General features: G+C 51.2%; 21 protein-coding genes. 15 read left to right on the top strand and 6 right to left on the bottom strand.

Annotated elements, in window-relative coordinates:
* Window positions 1-17: 17 nt before the first annotated feature.
* Window positions 18-905 carry a carbohydrate ABC transporter permease gene (locus ACTHPM_RS10865; protein ID WP_440395177.1) on the bottom strand — a complete coding sequence of 296 codons (888 nt, stop codon included), beginning with the start codon at window positions 903-905 and terminating at the stop codon, window positions 18-20.
* A gap of 20 nt (window positions 906-925) precedes the next feature.
* Window positions 926-1,897, bottom strand: coding sequence for an ABC transporter permease (locus ACTHPM_RS10860; protein WP_440395176.1), 972 nt, complete (start codon window positions 1,895-1,897; stop codon window positions 926-928).
* A 276-nt stretch (window positions 1,898-2,173) separates the two neighbouring features.
* On the opposite strand from ACTHPM_RS10860, the gene ACTHPM_RS10855 reads away from it, so the two are divergent.
* Complete coding sequence (locus ACTHPM_RS10855) at window positions 2,174-2,779, top strand: pentapeptide repeat-containing protein (protein WP_440395175.1); 606 nt, start codon at window positions 2,174-2,176, stop codon at window positions 2,777-2,779.
* On the opposite strand, the gene ACTHPM_RS10850 is transcribed toward ACTHPM_RS10855, so the two are convergent.
* Together ACTHPM_RS10850 and ACTHPM_RS10845 are read right to left on the bottom strand one after the other, a co-directional pair.
* Window positions 2,776-3,189 carry a GNAT family N-acetyltransferase gene (locus ACTHPM_RS10850; RefSeq protein ID WP_440395174.1) on the bottom strand — a complete coding sequence of 138 codons (414 nt, stop codon included), beginning with the start codon at window positions 3,187-3,189 and terminating at the stop codon, window positions 2,776-2,778. The two genes, ACTHPM_RS10855 and ACTHPM_RS10850, sit on opposite strands and share 4 nt — an antisense overlap.
* 108 nt (window positions 3,190-3,297) lie before the next feature.
* Window positions 3,298-4,047: an SDR family NAD(P)-dependent oxidoreductase gene (locus ACTHPM_RS10845; protein ID WP_440395173.1), complete on the bottom strand. Its 750-nt coding sequence runs from the start codon at window positions 4,045-4,047 to the stop codon at window positions 3,298-3,300.
* A 243-nt stretch (window positions 4,048-4,290) separates the two neighbouring features.
* Here ACTHPM_RS10845 and tatC point away from each other — a divergent pair, with 243 nt between their 5' ends.
* Window positions 4,291-5,043: a twin-arginine translocase subunit TatC gene (gene tatC, locus ACTHPM_RS10840; RefSeq protein ID WP_440395172.1), complete on the top strand. Its 753-nt coding sequence runs from the start codon at window positions 4,291-4,293 to the stop codon at window positions 5,041-5,043.
* A complete protein-coding gene (locus tag ACTHPM_RS10835) occupies window positions 5,036-5,236 on the top strand; it encodes a twin-arginine translocase TatA/TatE family subunit (protein WP_440395171.1) in 201 nt (66 codons plus the stop codon). The genes tatC and ACTHPM_RS10835 overlap by 8 nt, the downstream gene beginning before the upstream one ends.
* A 54-nt stretch (window positions 5,237-5,290) precedes the next feature.
* On the opposite strand, the gene ACTHPM_RS10830 is transcribed toward ACTHPM_RS10835, so the two are convergent.
* Window positions 5,291-6,046: a hypothetical protein gene (locus ACTHPM_RS10830; RefSeq protein ID WP_440395170.1), complete on the bottom strand. Its 756-nt coding sequence runs from the start codon at window positions 6,044-6,046 to the stop codon at window positions 5,291-5,293.
* A 153-nt stretch (window positions 6,047-6,199) separates the two neighbouring features.
* Here ACTHPM_RS10830 and ACTHPM_RS10825 point away from each other — a divergent pair, with 153 nt between their 5' ends.
* The 3 genes from ACTHPM_RS10825 (at window position 6,200) to ACTHPM_RS10815 (ending at window position 9,850) form a co-directional block, all read left to right on the top strand.
* Window positions 6,200-7,000, top strand: coding sequence for a gluconate 2-dehydrogenase subunit 3 family protein (locus tag ACTHPM_RS10825; RefSeq protein WP_440395169.1), 801 nt, complete (start codon window positions 6,200-6,202; stop codon window positions 6,998-7,000).
* A 19-nt stretch (window positions 7,001-7,019) separates the two neighbouring features.
* Window positions 7,020-8,735, top strand: a complete 1,716-nt coding sequence (locus ACTHPM_RS10820; RefSeq protein WP_440395168.1) for a GMC family oxidoreductase — start codon at window positions 7,020-7,022, stop codon at window positions 8,733-8,735.
* A gap of 134 nt (window positions 8,736-8,869) precedes the next feature.
* Window positions 8,870-9,850, top strand: coding sequence for an aldo/keto reductase (locus ACTHPM_RS10815; protein WP_440395167.1), 981 nt, complete (start codon window positions 8,870-8,872; stop codon window positions 9,848-9,850).
* An 87-nt stretch (window positions 9,851-9,937) separates the two neighbouring features.
* On the opposite strand, the gene ACTHPM_RS10810 is transcribed toward ACTHPM_RS10815, so the two are convergent.
* Window positions 9,938-10,588 (bottom strand): 3'-5' exonuclease, encoded by a 651-nt coding sequence (locus ACTHPM_RS10810; protein ID WP_440395166.1) that lies wholly within the window; start codon window positions 10,586-10,588, stop codon window positions 9,938-9,940.
* 159 nt (window positions 10,589-10,747) lie between these two features.
* Here ACTHPM_RS10810 and ACTHPM_RS10805 point away from each other — a divergent pair, with 159 nt between their 5' ends.
* From ACTHPM_RS10805 to ACTHPM_RS10765, 9 genes are all read left to right on the top strand, one after another.
* Complete coding sequence (locus ACTHPM_RS10805; protein ID WP_440395165.1) at window positions 10,748-11,818, top strand: lactonase family protein; 1,071 nt, start codon at window positions 10,748-10,750, stop codon at window positions 11,816-11,818.
* Between the two features lie 90 nt (window positions 11,819-11,908).
* Complete coding sequence (locus tag ACTHPM_RS10800) at window positions 11,909-12,538, top strand: VOC family protein (RefSeq protein WP_440395164.1); 630 nt, start codon at window positions 11,909-11,911, stop codon at window positions 12,536-12,538.
* A gap of 191 nt (window positions 12,539-12,729) precedes the next feature.
* Window positions 12,730-13,428: an RNA polymerase sporulation sigma factor SigK gene (gene sigK / locus ACTHPM_RS10795; protein ID WP_440395412.1), complete on the top strand. Its 699-nt coding sequence runs from the start codon at window positions 12,730-12,732 to the stop codon at window positions 13,426-13,428.
* A gap of 256 nt (window positions 13,429-13,684) precedes the next feature.
* Complete coding sequence (locus ACTHPM_RS10790; protein ID WP_440395163.1) at window positions 13,685-15,016, top strand: ABC transporter substrate-binding protein; 1,332 nt, start codon at window positions 13,685-13,687, stop codon at window positions 15,014-15,016.
* A 66-nt stretch (window positions 15,017-15,082) separates the two neighbouring features.
* On the top strand, window positions 15,083-17,152 hold the full coding sequence (locus tag ACTHPM_RS10785) for an alpha-glucuronidase family glycosyl hydrolase (RefSeq protein ID WP_440395162.1): 2,070 nt from the start codon (window positions 15,083-15,085) through the stop codon (window positions 17,150-17,152).
* A 149-nt stretch (window positions 17,153-17,301) separates the two neighbouring features.
* The gene (locus tag ACTHPM_RS10780; protein ID WP_440395161.1) at window positions 17,302-18,261 is read left to right on the top strand and encodes a carbohydrate ABC transporter permease; all 960 of its coding nucleotides are present in this window, start codon (window positions 17,302-17,304) and stop codon (window positions 18,259-18,261) included.
* Complete coding sequence (locus ACTHPM_RS10775) at window positions 18,258-19,103, top strand: carbohydrate ABC transporter permease (RefSeq protein WP_440395160.1); 846 nt, start codon at window positions 18,258-18,260, stop codon at window positions 19,101-19,103. The genes ACTHPM_RS10780 and ACTHPM_RS10775 overlap by 4 nt, the downstream gene beginning before the upstream one ends.
* 93 nt (window positions 19,104-19,196) lie before the next feature.
* Entirely contained in the window at window positions 19,197-20,936 is a 1,740-nt protein-coding gene (locus ACTHPM_RS10770) for a sensor histidine kinase (protein WP_440395159.1), read from the top strand.
* A gap of 97 nt (window positions 20,937-21,033) precedes the next feature.
* Window positions 21,034-22,650, top strand: a complete 1,617-nt coding sequence (locus ACTHPM_RS10765; protein WP_440395158.1) for a response regulator transcription factor — start codon at window positions 21,034-21,036, stop codon at window positions 22,648-22,650.
* The last annotated feature ends 76 nt before the right edge of the window (window positions 22,651-22,726 follow it).

The raw sequence follows: 22,726 nt of genomic DNA, 5'->3' as shown, positions 1-22,726 counted from the left end.
CCAGGAAAAACTTGCTATTACCCTTTAATCGAACCGATCATGAGGCCCTTCACGAAATATCTTTGAAGGAACGGGTACGCAAGCACGATCGGCGCCGTCGTGACGACCATGGTGGCCAGCTTGATGGACTGGGAGGTGACGTTTTTGGAAATGCCACCCGGCATCGCCGAGGCCATCTGGTTCGAGCTGGACTGCGCGACGATCCGGTACAGATAGGTTTGAATCGGCTGCAGATCCATATTGTTGATATAGATCATACCGGTGAAATAATCGTTCCATTGATATACCCCGTGGAAGAGGGCAATGGTGGCGATGACCGGCATGGATACCGGAATAATGACACGCACGAAAATGGAAAGGTCGTTTGCTCCGTCAATTTTAGCAGCTTCTTCAAGACCGTCCGGAATTTCCCGGAAAAAGGTCATGAAGATAATCAGGTCGAAAAAACTGAACATTGCCGGGATGATGTAGACCAGAAAGCTGTCCAGCAGATGGAGATCGCGAATGAGCAAATAGTAGGGAATCAGGCCGCTGTTGAAAAACAGGGTGACGGTGCCGAGCAAAATGTACAGCTTCTGGCCGACAAGCTCCCTGCGGGAGAAGGCGTACGCAACCATGGCGGTGAAAAAGACGTGAACGACCGTTCCGATCAGCGTCTTGGCTACCGTAATACCCATCGCCGTCATGATGCCGCTGCTGCGGAAGACCGCTTCGTAGCTCTCCACGCTGAAAACCCGCGGCCACCAGTAAATGCCGCCGCGCATGGCGTCCTGTCCTTCATTGAAGGAATTCACCAGCACGTACCAGATCGGGTAGAGGGTCACAAAACAGACGGCAAGCATAATTATGGCGTTGATCGCGTCAAACGTCGCATCCCCGGCGGTTCTTCGATTCAGTTTAAACATGGGAATGTAACCACCTTTCATTAGAATAGGGATGTTTCGTTGAGCTTCTTGGACACGGAGTTCGCGATCAGCAGCAGGACCAGTGCAATCAGCGATTTGATCAGGCCCACCGCCGTCGAATACGAGAACCGGTTATTCACAAGTCCCGTCTGGTACACGTACACGTCGATGACGCTGCTGGCGCTTTCGTTCAGCGAGTTGCGAAGCACGAGAATCTGATCGAAATTGGAGTTCAGAATGCCGCTGACGGCCAGGATGAACAGGATCGTGATCGTGCTTTTGATGCCCGGTAGCGTCACGTGCCACATGCGCTGGAAGCGCCCGGCCCCGTCGATGGTGGCAGCCTCATGAAGATCCGGCGATACACCGGCGATTGCTGCGAGATAGATAATGGCCGACCAGCCGAGCTCCTTCCATATATCGGAGGTGACGACGATTCCCCAGAAGTACTTGGGCTCGGCCAAATAACTGATCGGTTCCTTAATGACGTGGAGTGCCATCAGGATATGGTTGATGATCCCTACATCCGCGAGCCACGTGGCGAGGATGCCGCCGAGAATGACCCAGGACAGAAAATGGGGCAGGTATGAAATCGTCTGCACCGCTTTTTTCAACCGTATGGACCGCAGTTCATTCAGGAACAGCGCGAACAGAATCGGCAGCGGAAATCCGATGATCAGCTTGATCAGGCTGATGCCGAGCGTGTTCCAGATAACTCCGGGCAGTTCTTCGTCCTCGAAGAACGCCTTGAAGTGATCCAGCCCGACCCAAGGAGCCTCCGAAATGGAGTGCGTGATGACATACTGCTTGAATGCGATAATAATGCCGTACATCGGTATGTAGTTGAAAATAATCATCCAGGCAACGCCGAGCAGCGCCATTACCTGCAAGTATTTCTGGCTGAGCAGCCTGCGCAGCAGTGTTCTTTGCCTGCCGGCGTCCGTAGCTCGCTTGGGCTGCTGCGGAAGTTCCGCGCCGATTTTGGCATTCATTGGGTTCCGACCTCCTGTACGGATGCTTCGCAAAGGGAAGCCGCCTTGCGGCATGTTTGACAAGCATCCTTCTTGTAAGTGCTTACATGTTGCACTTCCTATTGTAGGATGGGAGGGAAGGAAGAAACAGGTGCGAAATTTCGTATTTAGGGTTGCGTTTTTCGGGTCTTGCAAAAAATGAGCATCACCTACGTTATTGTGAAAGGAACGTACGTTTGTTACGATCAATAAAAACATCCAAAGCAGGATGCTTGTACGAGGAGAGTGAAACAAATCATGTTTCAATACATAGACCAGGAATATGATCGGGTGGATTTCAGTCAGGCGGATTTGAAAAACGGGGAGCTCAAGGGATGCACCTTTATCAAATGTGTCTTCCGGGGGACCTTGATGGATGAAATCTGGACGACCGGATGCCAGTTTATCGATTGCGATTTCGGCGGGACGACGTTCAATGCATCCCTGCATACCCGCTCGGCTTTTACGAACTGCCGGTTTGCGGGAGCGAATCTGTTCGTTGCCAAATTCGAGGACTGCAAAATGATCGGCAGCGATTTTGCCGGTGCGATGATGGATGGAATTACGATTCAGGGAGGAGACTGGTCCTACACGAACCTGCGGCAGGCAAACCTGTCCAAGCAGATGCTGAAGGGAATACGCTTGATCGAAGCCGACCTCAGCCAGTGCAATTTACAAAAAGCGGATTTGCGCGAAGCGGATCTGACGGGGGCCAAACTGACCAAGACAGTATTAAAAGGGGCTGATCTCCGCGGGGCGAAGACGGACCGGATCGATTACCGGGCGTTCGATCTGACCGGGGTCCGGCTGGATCTGGAGCAGGCCGTCAGTGTGGCCCGCTCCTATGGAGCCAAAGTGGATTAAGGATATTTTTTGTACATGCCGACAGAGGCCGGGGCACCGTACTCGAAACCGAACTGCCGGTAGAGCCGGTCAGCGGGAACATCGGCCATCAGGCTGACGTAGGCGCCTTGCGTGGAATTCCGGTCCAAGTAGGCCGATACTTCCGCCATGATCTTTTTGCCGAGGCCCTTGCCCTGATGCTCGGGAGAGACGGCAATATCCACGACATGAAACATGCAGCCGCCATCGCCGATGACTCTGCCCATTCCGATCAGTTCACCGCCTAATCGTAGTGTTACGGCAAACAGGGAATTCGGCAGACCCCGGCGGGAGGCCTCGATATCTTTGCCGCTCAAACCCGCCTTTAGGCGTAGATCTACATATTCTTCTGCTTCGGGAGGCACATAATTCACTGTGATTTGTTCTTCCATGCTGATGCTTCCTCTCATTTAGAATATGGTTTTATGATAAAACAAAGGCATCCGGTCTGTCATCAGACCGGGTGCCTTTTGCTTTGTAATAAATATAGGCTTTGGAGATTAGCGCATCATGACGCTTCCGCCGTCAACCATGATCGTTTGGCCTGTCATGAACTTGGCGTCATCGCTCAGCAGGAACGAAACAACGCGTCCGATATCCTGCTCCGGATCACCGAGACGGCGAAGCGGAATTGCGCTCACCATTTGATCGTAGGCTTCGGCATTATGCTGTTTCCACTCTGCAACGCCTTCCGAAGCAGCGATCGGGCACACAATATTGATGTTGATATTGTCCGGACCCCACTCATTAGCCGCAACGCGGGAAATGCCGCGGATGGCTTCTTTGGCTGCTGCGTAAGAAGTTTGGGTCAGCATGCCCTTCAAACCGGCGCCGGAAGCGAAGTTTACGATCGAGCCTTGGTTTTCTTTCAGATGCGGGTAGCTGAGCTTCATCAGATGGAAGGTTGGCCAGAAGCCTGTACCGAAGGCAAGCTCGAACTCTTTTTCAGTCGTTTCCATGAAAGGCACGTTTTTGGATGCCTGCGCACAGTTGACGAGACCATGTATCGTGCTGTACTTGTCGATGACTTTTTGAAAGCCTGCAACGACATCCTCTTTATCCATCAGATTCACTTTAACGAACATGCACTCCGAAATTTTGCTGATTTCCTCTTCGGTTGCTTTTCCTTTTTCCTCATTAATATCGAAAAATGCAACGCGGGCTCCTTCTTTAGCCAAAGCGGTCACGAGGCCTTTGCCGATTCCGCCTGCTCCGCCCGTAACAAGAAACGTTTTGTCTTTAAATTTCATGTATTTAGACCTCCAATTATTAAGTAACTTACGTGTTTTATTGTAATCCGTCACCTGTCAACATGCAAATATGAAAATATTGTGGCAACGCTGGACTTCACGATCATAATGTGTACACGTCTTTGCGACATATTCAGCTATAATTCTGCAAATTCTGGATACAATATACATTGTCGCTGGAGCGCCGGAGCCATGCGGGGTTCTTGACTCGCCGCAGGAGGCGCAACAAGAGGAGGCGGTTCATTGATTAACAGTGATGAGTGGGTCATCCATTTGACGGAGCTGCGCAAACGGCTGATTTGGGTGATGCTCTTTTTTATCGTAACGCTGGCTGCCGGCTTGTACATGTCACCTTCCGTGCTCATGTACATCAAAAACCGTCCGGCTGCGGAACATATCACGTGGAATGTATTCTCATTGACGGACGGCATGTTCATTTACATGAAATGCGGTTTCCTGGTCGCCGTATTTTTCACCGTTCCGCTCGCCCTGTACCATGTGTGGGCATTTGTCCGTCCCGGCCTGACCGATGATGAAGCCAAGAAAACCTTTTGGTTCGTGCCGATGGCATTCGTGCTGTTCTCGGTTGGCGTGGCATTCAGCTTTTACGTCGCTTTCCCGATGATGGTTTCGTTCCTCTCCAAAATGAACAAGACGGTCGGAGCCGTCGAGACGTACGGAATGGACAAGTATTTTTCCTTGATGTTCAGCGTCGTTTTTCCGCTCGCTTTGGCGTTTGAGATGCCTGCCGTCGTGCTGTTTTTGACAAGGCTGGGGATTTTGGGACCGCTACTACTGAAAAAAGCCCGAAAGTATGTTTATCTTGCCCTCGCCATCGTCGGCTCCATGATCTCGCCGCCAGACTTCGTTTCTCATCTGTCGGTGACCATTCCGCTGATTCTGCTCTTTGAACTCAGCATTCTCGTATCCCGCTGGTATTTGCAACGAATAGATAACCCCATGATCGAGCCGAAGGGAGGCGAAAGCCATGTTTAACAATATCGGATTGCCGGGTTTGCTCATTATCCTGATGATCGCGCTGGTCGTGTTCGGACCATCCAAATTGCCTCAGCTTGGACGGGCAGTAGGAGATACCCTCCGCGAATTCCGCTCTTCCACGAAAGGCGTTGTCGAAGAAATCACGAGCGAAGCGACAATCGAGCCTGAGAAATTGGCCGAGAAAAACTAATTCACATGAAAACACCTCCTGCAGCGATCATTCGTCACAGGAGGTGTTCTATCATTAACGACCGGTTTGCTTCGTGCCGTTCAGCTTGACAGGCTGCAGTTCGGCATTTTTTTTGATCAGCGCCCAGTCTTTATTCAGCTTGTTGACCGGGGTACCCGCACGCATCGCCGTTTTTACCTTTTCAATGGCTTGAATACCCTTCGGGTCGTGCACGGTGTAGATTTTTGCGTTTTTACCGTATACGCCGGTGACTTCCTGATAAATCAGGCTTAAGTTCGTTTCTTTAATATCGCGGTTGCCGATGGAGTATCCGGTTCCTTTCTGGCTCATGTAGCCTTTGCCGGATGAACCTTCGTGCGGGCTTAATACCTTATGCGGCTGCGGCTTGGAGTTCCGCATGTGGGTATGCTGTTCGGGATCGCCGATATAAACCGAGTCGCCGAGCGTTAATACAGTGACACCCGTCAGGCCAGCGGACGCAAGACGGTCCTCAAGCGTTTTGGATTCCGGAGTGTCGTGCAGGCTTGAAGTGCCAATACGGCTGTAAATGCCGGACCCCATTCCGCTGTAGGTCGTGCCATATTCATTGGTTGTATTGCGTTTGTCGCCGCTGTACCGCGGGATGACTTTAATGCTGTTGATATGCTCTCCGCTGCCTCTGCCACCGTTCATATAAGACGTATCGGACTGAATTCGGACCGGAGCCGTCTTCGATTGGGTTTTTGTCTGATTGCCATTCGTGTTGCAGGCTGTCAAGGCAATGACGGCACAGAAGGCGGGAACGGCTAATTTCGCCCAAGATCCTTTCATTCGTGATCCCTCCCTGGATTTATTGAACCTAGGAATAGGATTATCTTTCGGAGGATGTATTATTTGTGGGATTTTTCGACAAAATAACAAAAAAATGATGTTAAATCCAATCTCGGTTGGGGAACATTCACATTTTGTAGGAGGTAAACTTCGATGGCCAATGAAACGGAAGAGCAGGATCTGAAAGACCATAAGGAACCCGATCATTCCAGACGAAACTTCTTGAAAAATTCCGGTTATGCCGTTGGTGGCCTGATCGTCGGCGGGGTTGTCGGCAGCTTGCTGCGGTCTCCGAAAAAAGCGACAACCGGCAACAATAACAACGGCAACGGGGCAGCCGATAACAAAGCACCTGCCGGCGAAGCAGTCAACTTCAATCAGGCGCTCATGTATTTTACCCAGGAGCAGTTCCAGATTACGGAAGCCGCTACCGAGCGGATCTTCCCGGCTGACGACAATGGTCCGGGTGCCAAGGAGCTTGGGGTTGCCTATTTCATCGACCATCAGCTGGCAGGCGAATGGGGCTTAAACGGCCGGGAATATATGCAGGGGCCGTTCTTTAAAGGTGAAACGACACAAGGATACCAGGGCCGCCTGAAGCGCAGGGAGATCTTCGATATCGGCCTGCAGGAAATACAGAATTACAGCAACAAGAAATTCCAGAAAAAATTCAAGGATCTGACGCCGGAACAGCAGGATGCCGTGCTTAAAGCGTTTGAGACGGACGAGGTTAAGCTGACGACCATCTCCGCGAGCGGTTTTTTCAAAACGCTGTTCGGAAGCACGATGGAAGGGGCATACGCGGATCCGCTGTACGGCGGAAACGGCAATATGGACGGCTGGAGGCTCAAAAACTATCCCGGCAACCAGATGTCCTATACGAAAATCATCGAGCAGGATAAATTCGAAAAGATTCAGCCGGTCAGCCTGAGAGAGCATTTACCACATTCCTAAAAAATCAGAGGTGATATCTATGGCAACCAAACTGCCAAAAACGGATGTTGTTATTGTCGGTGTCGGCTGGGGCGGCGGAATCATCGCTTCGGAACTGACCAAAAACGGATTGTCCGTCGTGGGACTCGAGCGCGGCAAAGAGCGTAAAACGGAAGATTATTTCATGGTTCACGACGAGCTGCGTTATGCTTTGCGTTACGAAATGTTCCAGGATCTTTCAAGAGAAACGATCACGTTCCGGGGCAACGAAAAAATCAAGGCGCTGCCGATGCGTTCCTATGGTTCGTTTTTGCTTGGCGACGGACTTGGAGGCTCGGGCGTTCACTGGAATGGACAAACCTTCCGCTTTCTGCCGTATGACTTCGAGATCAAATCCAAAACGATCGAGCGTTACGGGAAAAGCAAAATACCGGATGGCATGACGATTCAGGATTGGGGCATTACGTATGACCAACTCGAGCCCTATTTCAACAAATTCGAGAAGCTGACGGGCATATCGGGGGATGAAAATCCGCTTGGAGGCAAACGCTCGGAAAAATATCCGACTCCGCCGATGAAGAACACGCCGGCCATGAAGAAGTTCGCGGATTCCTGCAAGGAGCTCAACTTCCACCCGTACCATATGCCTTCGGCCAACCTGTCGGAGCAGTACACGAACCCGGATGGCATCGCGCGCGCCGCCTGCCAATACTGCGGCTATTGCGAACGCTTCGGCTGCGAGTATGGAGCCAAAGCCGATCCGGTCGTCACGGTGATTCCGGTGGCCAAAAACACGGGCAAATTCGAGCTCCGCACGCATTCCAACGTTAGACGGGTCCTACATAAGGGCGGCAAAGCGACAGGGGTCATGTACATCGATACGACGACTGGCGAAGAATACGAGCAGCCGGCAGATATCGTCGTGCTGACAAGCTACGTGTTCAACAACACCCGGCTGTTGCTGATGTCCGGCATCGGGAAGCCATATGATCCGAAGTCAGGGACGGGGGTCATCGGCAAAAACTACGCCTATCAGGTGCTAAAAGGAGCCGGCGTCGGATTCTTCGAGGACAAGGAGTTCAATATCTACGCCGGCGCAGGTTCGCTCGGCATGTGCATTGACGACTTTAACGGAGACAACTTTGACCATAAGGATCTGAAGTTTATCCACGGGGCCAACATTTCCTACAGCCAGACGGGGGCCCGGCCGATCCAGAACAATACGGTCCCTCCGGGAACGCCGACTTGGGGTAAGGAATACAAGGCTGCATCGATCAAGTATGCGAACCGCCACCTGAACGTCGGGGCCCAAGGTTCCTGCATGCCGTTCCGGCATCATTTCCTTGATCTGGACCCGACTTACAAGGATGAGTTCGGCGATCCGCTCATGCGCATCACGTTCGACTTCGAGGATCAGGACCGCGAGCTCGTGAAGTTTATGGGAGGCAAATGCAGCGATATACTGAAGCAGATGGGCGCGGATACGGTGGTCGCCAATAAGGAGCTGGCTCCTTATGAAATTACGACCTATCAATCGACCCATAACACAGGCGGCGTGATCATGGGTGACAGTCCGGATACATCCGCGGTGAACAACTATCTGCAGATGTGGGATACCGACAACCTGTTTGTCATCGGGGCTTCGGCTTTCCCGCATAACAGCGGCTACAACCCGACAGGGACCGTAGGGGCCTTGGCATACCGGGCTGCCGAAGGAATCATGAAATACCACAAGAAGCCGGGAAGCCTGGTGTAAAATAAACAAAGAAGGACCGCGAGTATTGTAATCGCGGTCTTTTTTTGTTATTCCGGCTGCATTTTTATGGAACCGCATCCATTTCTGTTTATAATATTACTAACTGTTTGACCAAATTAAAGGAGGGAATACGGATGAAAATAATGCCGCTAGCTAAACGCGGGGTAGAAGCCAGCCGGCTTGTGTTGGGCTGCATGTCCATGGGAGGCACTTGGGATCGTAGTGATCCAATCACGAAAGAGGACCGTCTTAAAGCCGAAAAGGCGGTGGATGCGGCTTTATCCATTGGCATCAACATGTTCGATCATGCGAACATTTACACGCAGGGAAAAGCGGAGCAGGTGTTCGGCGGTATATTGAAGAACCGGCCGGAGCTCCGTGAACAGATCGTGATCCAGTCCAAATGCGGCATCCGTCTGAAGGATGAGCAGGCTCCCGGACGCTTTGACTTTTCAAAGGAGCATATTATCGAGTCCGTGGATGGATCGCTGAGGCGTCTTGGGGTGGAATATCTGGACGTTCTGCTGCTGCACCGTCCGGACCCGCTCGTGGAGCCGGACGAGGTGGCGGAGGCCTTTAGCCGTTTGAAGGCTTCGGGTAAGGTCCGTTACTTCGGCGTTTCAAATATGAACGTATCCCAAATCCGTTACCTGCAGCGGAGCCTGCCGGACCAGCTGGCCGTTAATCAGCTTGAGATGAGTCTGGCTCATACGCATTTTCTGGATCAGACGATTTACGTGAACCAGCAGCAGGGCGCGGATGTGAACTTCGGTGAAGGTCTGATGGAATTCAGCCAAATGGAGAAAATTCAGCTGCAGGCATGGGGGCCGCTGGCTCAAGGCCGTTTCAGCGGCCGCCCGCTGGACAAGGAGCCGGAAACCGTGCAAAAGACCGCGGCGCTCGTCGCCCAAATGGCGAAGCAGAGAGAAACGACGCCGGAAGCGATCGTGCTTGGCTGGCTGATGAAGCATCCAGCCATGATCCAGCCCATCATCGGCACCTTGAACGGGGAGCGGATCGAAGCCTGCCGCGATGCCGAAAGCCAGGCCGGACTCATGTCCCGGGATGAGTGGTATACGCTGTACATGACAGCTATCGGCAGGGAAGCGCGCTAATGATCAAGAAAGACCGGCCCCGGGATAGCCCGGGGCCGGTCTTTCTTATAGGTAGGGCACTCATTACATGACTTGGGATGAAGTTCTTTATCCGCTGATGAAATGGCTATGGGAGCCGTAAGCCGGGCGGCCTTTCGCAGGCTTCGCTTTTTTCTTCGCAGGAGCCGAGAACGGTTTGTAGCCCCCAGGAAACATCGTGCCGATTTTGCATCCCAAGCCGAGCGAGAGCTGCTCGGCGGAGGCATGGCCTTCCTGCTGGATCAAATTCAGTAGCACATGCGCGCAGGCTCTGGCATCGTCAAGCGCATCATGGTGGTTCAGCGATATGCCGTACCAATCGGCAAGCACGTTTAATTTATGGGAAGGCATCCAGTTCAGCATTTTTTTGCTGAGCAAATAAGTGCAGTAATATTGAAAGCTGGGATAATCGATCGAGACCTGATCAAGGCAGTAACGCAGGACGCTCATGTCGAACGAGGCGTTGTGTGCAACGACATGCTTGCCCTCGAGCAAGGGCTGCAGCGTTGGCCACAGATCATAAAATGAGGGCATTCCCGTTACCATCGATTCGGTAATGCCGTGTATTTGCACGTTCCGGTAATCAAAGTGCTGGCCGGGATCGATGAGCCAGTTCTGCTCCATAACGATTGCGCCGTCTTTAACTTCGACCAGTCCAAGCGAGCAGGCGCTGGAGCGGTTCGCGTTGGCCGTTTCAAAGTCGATTGCAACAAAATCCATATGTAAAACTCCTTACTGATAGAATCCGAGAGTCAAGATTTGAAGAGATAACTACCATACTAAAGCAGGAGCCGCCGAAATACAATCATCCGTTTGTTTTGCGGGACCCCTGCAGGGAATGATACAATATAACGTAAACTAAAGTGAAGAGGCGATAACATGACAGTTGAACAACAGCGCATGCTCGTATTCGTGGGTTCGTATGCCGAAGAATCCGCAGACGGCGTGTACGTATATGATTTTGACGAAGCAACAGGAGAGCTTGTCCGCCTGGATCAGGTTTCAGGGCTGAAAAATCCGACCTTTCTGAACGTCGACACGCCGCAGCGCCGCCTGTACTCCATCAGTGAAACGGCTGCTGAAGATGGAAGCAAACGAAGCGACGCTGTCTCCTTCGACATCCTTTCAGAAGTAGGGCGGCTGAAGGAGACAAGCCGCGCGGATGCCTTGAACGGACCTTCCTGCCATATCCAGCGCAGCGCCGATAACCGTTATCTCACGCTGGCCAGCTACCATAAAGGCTCCGTCAGTCTCGTGAAATTGAACGAAGACGGCACCGTTGGTCCGGTGCTGGATATCCAGGAGCACCACGGCCAGGACGCTGGGCAAAAGTCCCATGTTCATTCTTCCTTCTACAGCCCGGACCGTCGCTTCCTGTTCGTGTGCGATCTTGGACTGGATACCATTGTTACATACCGGATTGATGAGGCGGAAGGAAAGCTTGTTCGGCAGGGGGAAGCCCAGGTCGAGACAGGTGCCGGACCGCGGCATCTAGTTTTCCACCCGAACGGGAAGTTCGCATATGTTATTAATGAGCTGCACTCTACCGTAACGGCATTCCGTTACGATGCGGAGCAGGGGGCATTGACAGAAATCGAAACGGTATCCACGCTGCCGGCAGGAACGGATGTGGCGAATGGCTGCGCGGAAATCACAATGTCGGCGGACGGCCTGTTCCTGTACGGCTCCAACCGGGGCCACGACAGCATCGTCGTGTACGCCGTGGATCCCGCAACCGGCAAGCTGGAAACGGTTCAGCATGCTTCCGCAGAGGGCAAGCATCCGCGTCATTTCTCTCTTGTACCGGGAGATCGCTACATGCTGGTCGTGAATCGTGATACGAACAATTTGGCGGTATTCACAAGAGATGCGGAGACCGGCAAGCTTTCCTTTACTGGCCGCTCAATTGAAATTTCGAAGCCTGTATGCGTATGGGCTGACCGGTTCTAAGATCTCGTATTGGCGTTGTTCACCACCATGTCATTATGGAAATAGAATGTGCTGTTCAGTATAAATTCCGAGTAACAGGAGGTCTTAGCGATGATTTTCGAGGAAATCAAGCTGAAAACGGCCGATCCCGAATCGTTGAAGCGTTTTTACGCAAATACGCTGGGCGTCCATCTCACGTCAGAGGGCGACGGATTATTTTCGCTGCAGATCGGGACGACCCTCTTGACGTTCGAGCGTGATACGGGCGGACATCCTTATTACCACTATGCCTTTAACATTCCCGAGAACCGTTTCAAGGAGGCTAAGGCCTGGCTGATGGAGCGGGTGCGCCTGAACCGGGAGGATGGAGAGGACGAGGCGGACTTCGTGTCATGGAACGCGCATGCGGTTTATTTCGAGGATCCTGCGGGGAATATCGTAGAGCTGATCGCAAGGCACAATCTGAACAATGCTTCGTCCGAGCCCTTTTCCCCGAAAGACCTGCTCTGCGTGAGTGAAATCGGCATTGTGCGGGAAGACGTTCCATCTTACGTCAAAGAGTTGAAGGAACAAGGCTTTTCTCAATGGCAGGAGGGCAGCGAGAGCTTCGTTCCCGTTGGGGATGAGCATGGACTGCTTATTGTAGTTGAGAAAAACCGGCGCTGGTTTTTTGCCGAGAAGACTGCAGGAATCTTTCCGGTGGGCGTAAGCGTGAAGGGGTACGGCGATTTGAATGTATAAGGATGCAGAAACTTCTCTTTGGAGAAGTTTTTTTGCTTTTCTTTACCCGGACATTCCCGAGGCTGCCCATGTTTTTTGCACGTACAGGCACAGATGGGTCATCGCCTACATAGAATGAACAAGACCGCATCGTGAGCAATGGAGTCATCCTAGAGGAAGTCGCGGTAGTCATTCAGCAGGAGGTGGCATCTTTGCCTGGTTTATTCAGCTTTATAGCCCTGTTTATCAAAGAACTGACGCTGCTGGTTTCTTATGTCAAGAATAATGCTTTTCCTCAGCCGCTCACGGAAAAAGAGGAGAGCAAGTACCTTCAGCTGATGGCTGAAGGGGATGCTCATGCCCGCAACATGCTGATTGAGCATAATCTGCGGCTGGTGGCGCATATCGTGAAGAAGTTCGACAACACCGGAGAAGACCTGGAGGACCTGATCTCGATCGGAACCATCGGCCTGATCAAAGCGATTGAAAGCTTTCAGCCGAATAAAGGCACCAAACTCGCCACCTTTGCCGCACGTTGTATAGAGAACGAGATCTTAATGCACTTAAGATCCTTAAAGAAGACGAGAAAAGACGTTTCTCTTCACGATCCGATCGGAACGGATAAAGAGGGGAATGAAATTACATTGATCGATATCCTCGGCAGCGAGGCGGATGACGTTGCGGATATGGTGCAGCTCAAGATCGAGAAGAGCAAAATATACCGCAACTTGGACATATTAGACGAGCGTGAACAGGAAGTGATTAAAGGCCGTTTTGGCCTAGAATTCGGTGGCGAAGAGCGGACGCAGCGGGAAATCGCCAAAGAGCTCGGCATCAGCCGCAGCTACGTTTCGCGGATCGAGAAGAGGGCTTTGATGAAGCTGTACCATGAGTTTTATAAGAATAAGTGATTAAGGACTAGAAGGAAGTACAAGGAAATAAACGAATTAAACAAGAAGCGGGGATCCCTGCTTCTTTTGCTTTGTCAGGATTTTGGGATGTGGTAATAAAATAACGTTTGCGCGGGGGCCGTAATTCTGTCCCGTATTGTCAATTTCCGTGAGATTTTAAAATAATTCGTGCATCCTCCTCATATAAACTCAATTTCTAAGATGTTACTATACAGTCTAGCAAGACAATAACGAGTTTATGTAGGAGGGTTTAAAGATGTTGAAATGGAAGCGTTCTCTTTCGCTCTTAGTTACGACGGCTTTGATTGGGATTTTGGCTGCCTGCGGAGGAAACGGAGAGACAAAAAACAGTGCCGAAACGCCCGCAAAGCCTGCTAACGATACGTCAACGGAACAGAAGGCGCCAAGCAATGAACCTGTAAAACTGCGCATTATGTGGTGGGGTTCCCAGCCGCGGCATGAGGCTACCTTGGCTGCATTGGACTTGTACACGAAGAACAATCCGAATGTTACGTTCGAGCCGGAGTACTCGGGTATGGACGGATATCTGGATAAACTGTCCACTCAGGCTGCCGCCAAAAACGCGCCGGATGTCGTTCAGCTGGATCCGGGCTGGATCCCGGACTGGATGTCCCGTCAGCAATTGGTGGACCTGGCACCGGAAGTGGACGTAAGCAAATTCGACGAGAAATTGCTCTCCGGCGGCCAGCTCGACGGCAAGCAGTATGCCATGCCGATGGGCTCTGTCGCTTTTGGAATGGTATATGACAAGGCAGCTATGGATAAGCTCGGCATTGCCAATCCGCAAAATGGCTGGACTTGGGATGAATTTTTCGCTTTGGCCAAAGAATCCAAATCCAAACTGCCGAAAGGACAATATTTTACTTTGGATTACGGCGGCAATTACTTTGTGTATTCGGCCTACCAATACGCCAAAGGCAAAGGGCAGGTAATCACGGATGACGGCCATTTCAACGTTGATCAACCCACCTTTGTGGAATGGGCAGCTAAATTCGAAGAGCTGCGCAAGGAAGGATTGGTTCCACCGGCGGATGTAAATGCCTCCGATAAGGAAAGCGATCCGCAAATGGACCTCATGGCAGCAGGCAAAGTGTTGATGCGCTACAGCTTCTCCAACAACCTGGGTACATGGGATAGCATCAAACCGGGTGCATATGCGCTTGTCACCATGCCGCGTGCCGAGGAAGCAGGCGGATGGCTGAAGCCGTCCATGTTCCTGGGTGTTACCAAAAACTCTAAGCATGCCGAGGAAGCCAAGAAATTCGTCAACTGGTTCCTGAATAGCCAGGAAGCGGGAAATATTCTGCAAACGTTCCGCGGACTGCCGGCCAACAAGGAGATTGCCACCACCCTGGAAGCAAATATGAGCGAATTGGATAAGGTTGGCTTGGGACTTTTGCGCGCGACCGAGACGGATGGACAGAAATGGTCTGCCGGTGCGGGCGGATGGACGAATTTTATAGATAAAGACTGGATCCTTGTCCGTGATCAGCTTATGTTTGGCAAAGCTACACCGGAGCAAGCCTATGAAGAGTTGAAGAAAGCATCGCAATCCTACGAAAAGTAAATCAAGGAAGCAGCCCGGGTCTGTATTGACCGGGCCTTATATTTTTACAACTGGGGAGGGTTATGTATGAACGATTTTTTTGAATACCGTCCGGGTGATGGCTATGAGGCTTGGCTGCAATACCGCCGAACCAATCAAAGCGCTGATTTCAGCCGGTATGTGCCACACTGCCACATCGCTGCTGAGGTGCAGGACGAAGTGTTGCGCACGGCCGTGAACGAGCTGGCTCAAGGTTTGAGTTCCTTAACCGGCCGAACCGTCACCATCTCGGAAACGGTCGGAGACGAACCCTGCATTATCCTGGGTACCTTCGGGTCAAGCAAAGCGATAGACGAAGCTATAGATGCCAACTCTGCCCGCTCTGTTCAAGCAGAGGGCTTTGCGATTCAAACCGATCGGATGAATGGCAATATCTCGATCGGTGCGATGACCTCTGCCGGCCTGTTATATGGGGTATTCCACTTGTTACGGATTATCGCTACAGGCGGCGATGTAGACCATCTGAACCTGGTTGAAAATCCTGTTAATCCGCTCCGTATGATCAATCAATGGGACAACATGGACGGAAGCGTGGAACGGGGGTATGCAGGATCATCGATATTCTATCAAGACAACCGGGTTACCGAGCAGCTTGAACGAATTCAAGATTATGCCCGTCTGTTGGCTTCTTGCGGAATCAACGCGATCGCTATCAATAATGTCAATGTTCATCGGGTAGAGAGTCGTCTCTTGACCGATTTTCTACCGGATGTGGCGAAGCTGGCCGCGATTTTCCGGCAGTATGCCATCAAACTGTACTTAAGCATTAATTATGCCAGCACCATGGAGTTAGGAGACCTTGAAACGGCCGATCCGCTGCATCCTTCCGTCCGTGAATGGTGGCGCCAGGCGGCCTCCAATGTATATGATGCCATTCCTGATTTCGGCGGATTTTTGGTGAAGGCCGACTCGGAACATCGTCCGGGACCGTTTACCTACGGTCGGGATCATGCCGACGGCGCCAATATGCTGGCCGAGGCATTGAAGCCGTATGGCGGTGTCGTGATCTGGCGCTGCTTCGTGTATAACTGCAAGCAGGACTGGCGCGATCGCACGACGGACCGCGCAAGGGCGGCCTATGATCATTTCAGGCCGCTGGATGGGCGTTTTATGGACAACGTTATCCTGCAGGTCAAGAACGGTCCGATTGACTTTCAGGTCCGGGAGCCCGTCTCCCCGTTAATCGGGGCCATGCCGCATACCAATCAGATGATCGAGTTTCAGATTGCCCAGGAGTATACCGGGCAGCAGCGGCATGTCTGTTACCTCGTTCCCCAGTGGAAGGAGGTTTTGAACTTTGATACCTATCTTCATGGGGAAGGAACCCCGATCAAACGAATTGTCGATGGTACCTTGCATGGGAATCCTTACAGCGGGTTTGCCGCCGTGTCCAATATTGGAAGCGACGCCAATTGGACGGGGCATTTACTGGCGCAGGCGAACCTGTATGGATACGGCCGTTTGGCCTGGAATCCGGAGCTGTCCGCAGCGGAGATTGCCAAGGAATGGATCGTGCTGACCTTTGGCGGCGGGGAAGCGATTGGTCGTATCATTCAAGGGATACTCATGGATTCGTGGGAGATCTATGAATCCTATACGGCTCCACTGGGTGTCGGATTTATGGTCAACCCGGATCACCATTACGGACCTAATGTTGATGGGTACGAGTACTCGCCATGGGGAACCTATCATTTTGCAGACTGCCATGGCATAGGTGTAGATCGCACGACAGCCACAGGAACCGGCTATACCTCCCAATATTCCGATGCAAACAAGGAAATGTACGAATCGCTGGCGACTTGTCCGGATGAACTGCTGCTGTTCTTTCATCATGTTCCTTATACCCATCGGCTTCATTCCGGCAAAACCGTAATCCAGCATATTTATGATACTCATTTTGAAGGAGCGGAACGGGCAGGCCAACTGCTGGCCATTTGGGGAGAATTGAAAGAGCATCTGGAAGAACAAGCTTACCGGCAGGTCGAGAGGAGGCTTGCAGAGCAGGCGGAGCATGCCAAAGAGTGGCGCGACAGGATCAATACGTATTTCTTTCGAAAAAGCGGCATTTCCGATGAGCAGGGAAGAACAATCTATTAAATGGAAGCTTACGGTGTAGAAAGGGGCGGGATACTCGCCCCTTTTTTCGTTATATTTTGAAAGAATTCGAGCATTACTCTCATTTAGCAGGGGGGAGCCGGGCGGTATACTTGATCTATACCATATTGATACACATGAGGTGAACCCACATGAATCGTACCACTGCTGCTATAACCCCGCCCGCCGCAAAGACGAAGAAGCCTTCGGTTCTGAGCAGATGGAGGGCTCCGCTAACGGGCTATTTGTTTATTTCGCCCTGGCTGATCGGTTTTTTGGCACTGACGGCTTATCCCTTATTCTTATCTCTGTACTATTCGTTTACCGATTACACGTTGTTGAAACCGATCGAATGGATTGGGATCCGCAATTACGAGCGAATTTTCACTTCGGATCCGAAATTTATCGACTCTGTGAAAGTGACTTTTACGTACGTGCTTGCTTCCGTACCTTTAAAGCTTATCGCAGCCCTGCTAGTCGCAATGATTCTCAGCAAGGCGGTTAAAGGAATTGGTATTTACCGGACGGCGATTTACTTTCCTTCGCTGATCGGCGGCAGCATCGGGGTGTCCCTGCTTTGGCGCAACATTTTTGGAGTGGACGGGATATTCAACAAAATCATCGGGATCTTCGGCATAGAAGGAAAAGGCTGGATCACGAGTCCCGATACGGCTCTTGGAACACTCATTTTACTTACGGTCTGGCAATTCGGCTCCACCATGGTCATTTTCCTGGCGGGCCTCAAGCAGATTCCGAATGATCTTTATGAGGCATCCTCCGTTGACGGAGCAAACAAATTCACCCAGTTTTTCAAGATTACCCTGCCGATGCTTTCGCCGATTCTTTACTTCAATTTGATCATGGGCGTTATTGGCGCCTTCCAGATGTTTACCTCAGCCTTTGTCATCACGAATGGAGGACCGATGAATGCCACTTATGTCTATGCCTTGTATTTATATGAAAGGGCATTCAGCCGTTATGAGCTGGGTTATGCCTCGGCGCTGGCTTGGATTATGATGATCATGATCGTTGTGGCTACCATTCTGATATCCTACAGCTCGAAGTACTGGGTATTCTATGAATCCGAAACAGGAAGGGGGAAACGGGGATGACCCTGCGCAAATGGAAGCCGGCAATCCGTCATGTTTTCATGATCTTGTTCAGTTTCATCATGGTGTATCCGGTTCTCTGGTGGATCGGAGCTTCACTGAAGAACAGCACCGAGCTTGACTCACCGGGGATCTTTCCTTCAGTCCCGCAATGGAACAATTTCGTTAAGGGCTGGAATTCCATTCCGGGCCATACATTTACCGATTTTTATCTCAATACCTTTGGACTTGAAATGGCTGTCATCGCGACGACGCTGGTATCCTGCACACTGGTAGCCTTCGGTTTTGCGAGATTGGATTTTCCGCTCAAGGGCTTCTGGTTCTCCATTCTGATGCTGACTTTGATGATGCCTGGACAGGTGCTCATCATTCCCCAGTATGCCCTGTTTTATCAACTGGGATGGGTGAATACATACTTGCCGTTCATCATTCCCCATATGCTTGCGGGCGGGGCAGGCGGCACCTTCTTCGTCTTCCTGCTGATTCAATTCATACGCGGAATTCCAAGAGAACTGGACGAATCCGCCAAAATCGACGGATGCTCCTGGTTCGGCATTTACTGGCGGGTCGTAATTCCGCTTACGGTGCCGGCGATCGTGACTGTCATGATCTTCTGCTTCCTCTGGAATTGGGACGACTTCCTGGGTCATCTCCTTTACATTAACTCGGTAGAGAAGTATACAGTCGGCCTGGCGCTCCGGATGATTAACGATTCCCAGTCCGCGCAGGAATGGGGCCAATTGCTCGCCATGTCGCTGGTGTCCGTACTTCCGGCTACATTCATCTTCATGTTTCTGCAGAAGTATTTCGTAGAGGGCATTGCGACAACGGGTATAAAAGGCTAAGATTAAAAAAACTCATCCGGTAACGGTAAAACGCGAAGTCTCTTCGTTGTTTTACCGTTTATTTACCTCATCCACTTCAGGGGAGGAGCATATTTGACCAATCCTTTTAAAAAATTCAGAATCGACCGACTGTTCTTTAACAGTTATGCCGCCGTTCTCATTCTTGTAATCGCGGCCACCGCTTGGACGAGTTACAGCAATTCGTCCAAAGCGCTTGTACGGACAACTTCTCATTACCAGCAGCAGCTGCTGGATGAACTGAATAATGAAATTATGACCCGGCTGGTGATGATTGAGCAAATCTCGCTGTCAAGCTCCCGCGACATCGAGCTGACCAATTTCCTCCTGAACCGGAATGATGAATTCGAACGGCACCGCAGACGAGTCACTGTTGAAAGCGCTCTCGGTAATCTGACTTATGCGATCCCATTAATTCAAGGGATCGATCTCTATATGAACAACCCCATCGGGAGCGAAAGGCAGAGCTATATCCAGTTCAGGGACATGAGGCATCTGGACCGGCAGGAATATGCCGAATGCCTCGACAAAAACGATTTCTGCTGGTCGAGAGAGTATCTATTCTCCAGTCCCCAAGGAGAGATACCGGTACTCAGCTTTGCCCGAAAGATTGTTTATAACGATGACTATATCGGTACACTGGTCATTCATATCAAGGCAAATGAAATCCGGAAACTGCTGATCGGGAATTCCGAAGGATCCAACCGGATTCTGGCGGACAGCGTAGGTCAGCCCATTATGAAAATAGGCGATCCGCTTGAGCAGAATGACTGGTCCCAATGGGTCGATCTCAAAAGCGACAAATCCGGCTATGTTCATATCAAAGGGACGGGGGATTTAAGAGACACCCTGCTGGTCTACTCCAGGGTGGATAATTCCATCTGGACGCTGATCGAATTCACCTCATGGAACCAGATCACCTCGAGCAGCTTAAAGTTGGCCGAATGGATCGGCCTCATCGGGATTGCTGCGGTACTGCTGGTTTTACTCCTGACCCTGTTCATCAGCAGGCAATTCACCAAGCCGATCAAGCAGCTTGTTACCGCGATGCGCATGTATTCCTTGGGCGGAGAGAAAGTCGAGCTGCCGATGGATTACCAGAATGAATTCGGCTATCTCTTTGCCGGATACCGCAAGCAGAACGAGCGGATCGAAGAGCTCTATCGCTCGCTTAAGAGGCGCCATGAACAGCAGAAAAAAGCGGAAATCGAGGCCCTTCAAGCCAATATTAACCCGCATTTTCTCTATAATATGCTGGATCAGCTGAACTGGATGGCGATTGAGGCCGGACAGGAAGAATTGAGCCGCATTCTGGAGCTGATGGGACGAATGTTTCGGATCGGCTTATCTAATGGCAATAGTTTTATTACGATAGCGGATGAATTGGCACATATACAATGTTATCTGGAAATCCAGCAGCTTCGTTGGGGGGACGGACTGGACTACCGGATAGAGAGTCCGGCCGAGATCCAGGAGTTATTCATCCCCAAGCTCACACTACAGCCGTTCGTCGAAAATTCCATCGTCCATGGGTTCAATAAGCAGCGCAGCGGCCTGATTTTTATACGAATGGAGAACACCGGGGATGCGCTGCGGGTCTTGATCGAGGATAATGGGACCGGGCTCAAGCAGCCGGAGAACAGGCAGCTGAAACGCCATACCGGCGGGTACGGCATTCGTAACGTAAGAGAGAGAATCGCCGGTTACTTCGGCGAGCTGTACGGCGTGACGCTAAAGGAGCGAGAAGAGGGCGGAACGCGAGTCGAAATAATGCTTCCGCTGCTGACTGAGCCCCCTTCGAACGCGGATGTGTAGCAGAATAAGATCTTGTACGCGCTTCCATGGTCACATTGAAGGAGGCTCCGTTCGTTGCTGTTATTTTTGCACAGTACAAGGAGGTTTAGAGGGAGATATGTGGAAAGTCGCCATCGTGGATGACGAACGCCGGGTGCTGCAGGGGATGAAACGTGCGATCCCTTGGGATCAGCTGGGCGCGGAGTGGGTTGGAGAGGCATTGAACGGCGAAGATGGCCTTCAGATGATACGCGCTACGCGCCCGGATGTCATTATCACCGACATCTACATGCCGCTGATGAATGGTTTGGAGATGATTGAACAGCTTAGAGCTGAAGGCTTTCGAGGGAAAATCATCATTTTAAGCGGATATTCGGACTTTGAGTATGCAAGACAAGCACTCCGGTTCCAGGCCAGCGACTACGTTTCCAAACCGATTAGTATGCCTACCCTGAAGAACATCTTAAACAGAGTCATTCAGGAGCTGGGAGATGAGGAAGGGAAACGGAAAAGGCAGGGAGAGCTTGAAAACAAAATGTCGCTGTATGAACCCCTCGTCGAGAAAGAGTGGGTGCGATCGGTCGCGGTCGGAACTCTGGATCAAGCATACAAAGACGATAATCATCTGCCACAGGCGTACTATTATTGGCTGAATCGCCGTCATATCGCGATCGGCATCGAATTGATTCGTAATGAAAAGGCCAGCTGCATGTCCGTTTCAGATTGGAATCTGTTCCGTTTTGCAGTCAGCAACATGGTTTGCGAAATTGCGCGGAAGCTTTTTTCCGAGATCGAATATACCGAGCTTCACAGCACCCGGTCCTTATTGATTCTTCATCCTGTTGAAGAGCTCGGTGAGCCGTTCGAGAAGAGGCTGATGGAACTCGGAACCATGCTGGCTGAGAGCATCGCCGGCTATTTGAAACTGGAGATCCGGCTTGGCATTGGAGGATTGAAGGATGGCTGGACGAAGATTTCCGATTCGACGGAGGAAGCCTTTCGAGCCATAGATCAAAGAGCGGAGAGAATCGCTTCGGCCTGTGAGGTATACCTCTACCGAGAAGTTAGGGAAGGCGGACAAGAAGGCGTCCCCCTCTTTCCCGTCAAACTGTCGTTTAAGTTGGCAGGTGCCATTAAATCGTCGCAAGAAGCTGAAGCAGTGCAGCTGTTATGCGAATATATGGATATGGTCAAGGAGCGGAAGGATATTTCACCAGCCTACGTTCAAATGCTGGCCAGCGAGCTATGGGGAATTATCGCCTATTCGCTTTATGAAACCGGGTTTTCAATGGATGAACTGTTCACAAGCGACCAGATTACCAAGGAGATTGGCTCCTTGATTGTGCCGGATCAAATGACCCATTGGCTGAAGGAGAAAATAACGACAATTTGCAGCAGCAAGCAATGGAGAGGGAAGAGCAAGCATCGGCAGGTTGTCGATTTCATGACGAGTTACATCCACGAGCATTATGCATCAGAGCTTACCTTGGCGGAGTTGTCGGATAAAGTATTCATTTCACGAAACCATTTGGCTATCATTTTCAAGAATATGACCGGTGAAACCTTCAATAATTACTTGACCCGGGTCAGAATCGAAAAAGCGCGGGAGCTGCTGATCGAAGGGAACATGCTTGTCTATGAAGTGGCCGAAAGGGTCGGCTACAAGAATATTCCCTACTTCAGTACATTGTTTAAAAAGATCACAGGCATGAATCCGACGGAGCTGATCAAATGAGCCACTAAAGCCGCAGTCCGGCGATCAGGGCGAGTCTTTCTTTATGGAAGACTCGCTTCTTTTTTTGCGAACGGTG

This window comes from Paenibacillus sp. SAFN-054, assembly GCF_051966755.1.
In the GTDB taxonomy this organism is placed as follows: domain Bacteria; phylum Bacillota; class Bacilli; order Paenibacillales; family Paenibacillaceae; genus Paenibacillus_AQ.
This window is presented reverse-complemented; position numbering and strand designations above follow the sequence as displayed.

Bases quoted from the DNA above. Each gene is read 5' to 3' on its own strand.
- ACTHPM_RS10865 (WP_440395177.1), bottom strand. From the start codon at position 905: ATGTTTAAACTGAATCGAAGAACCGCCGGGGATGCGACGTTTGACGCG.
- ACTHPM_RS10860 (WP_440395176.1), bottom strand. From the start codon at position 1,897: ATGAATGCCAAAATCGGCGCGGAACTTCCGCAGCAGCCCAAGCGAGCT.
- ACTHPM_RS10855 (WP_440395175.1), top strand. From the start codon at position 2,174: ATGTTTCAATACATAGACCAGGAATATGATCGGGTGGATTTCAGTCAG.
- ACTHPM_RS10850 (WP_440395174.1), bottom strand. From the start codon at position 3,189: ATGGAAGAACAAATCACAGTGAATTATGTGCCTCCCGAAGCAGAAGAA.
- ACTHPM_RS10845 (WP_440395173.1), bottom strand. From the start codon at position 4,047: ATGAAATTTAAAGACAAAACGTTTCTTGTTACGGGCGGAGCAGGCGGA.
- ACTHPM_RS10835 (WP_440395171.1), top strand. From the start codon at position 5,036: ATGTTTAACAATATCGGATTGCCGGGTTTGCTCATTATCCTGATGATC.
- ACTHPM_RS10830 (WP_440395170.1), bottom strand. From the start codon at position 6,046: ATGAAAGGATCTTGGGCGAAATTAGCCGTTCCCGCCTTCTGTGCCGTC.
- ACTHPM_RS10825 (WP_440395169.1), top strand. From the start codon at position 6,200: ATGGCCAATGAAACGGAAGAGCAGGATCTGAAAGACCATAAGGAACCC.
- ACTHPM_RS10820 (WP_440395168.1), top strand. From the start codon at position 7,020: ATGGCAACCAAACTGCCAAAAACGGATGTTGTTATTGTCGGTGTCGGC.
- ACTHPM_RS10815 (WP_440395167.1), top strand. From the start codon at position 8,870: ATGAAAATAATGCCGCTAGCTAAACGCGGGGTAGAAGCCAGCCGGCTT.
- ACTHPM_RS10810 (WP_440395166.1), bottom strand. From the start codon at position 10,588: ATGGATTTTGTTGCAATCGACTTTGAAACGGCCAACGCGAACCGCTCC.
- ACTHPM_RS10805 (WP_440395165.1), top strand. From the start codon at position 10,748: ATGACAGTTGAACAACAGCGCATGCTCGTATTCGTGGGTTCGTATGCC.
- ACTHPM_RS10800 (WP_440395164.1), top strand. From the start codon at position 11,909: ATGATTTTCGAGGAAATCAAGCTGAAAACGGCCGATCCCGAATCGTTG.
- ACTHPM_RS10790 (WP_440395163.1), top strand. From the start codon at position 13,685: ATGTTGAAATGGAAGCGTTCTCTTTCGCTCTTAGTTACGACGGCTTTG.
- ACTHPM_RS10785 (WP_440395162.1), top strand. From the start codon at position 15,083: ATGAACGATTTTTTTGAATACCGTCCGGGTGATGGCTATGAGGCTTGG.
- ACTHPM_RS10780 (WP_440395161.1), top strand. From the start codon at position 17,302: ATGAATCGTACCACTGCTGCTATAACCCCGCCCGCCGCAAAGACGAAG.
- ACTHPM_RS10775 (WP_440395160.1), top strand. From the start codon at position 18,258: ATGACCCTGCGCAAATGGAAGCCGGCAATCCGTCATGTTTTCATGATC.
- ACTHPM_RS10765 (WP_440395158.1), top strand. From the start codon at position 21,034: ATGTGGAAAGTCGCCATCGTGGATGACGAACGCCGGGTGCTGCAGGGG.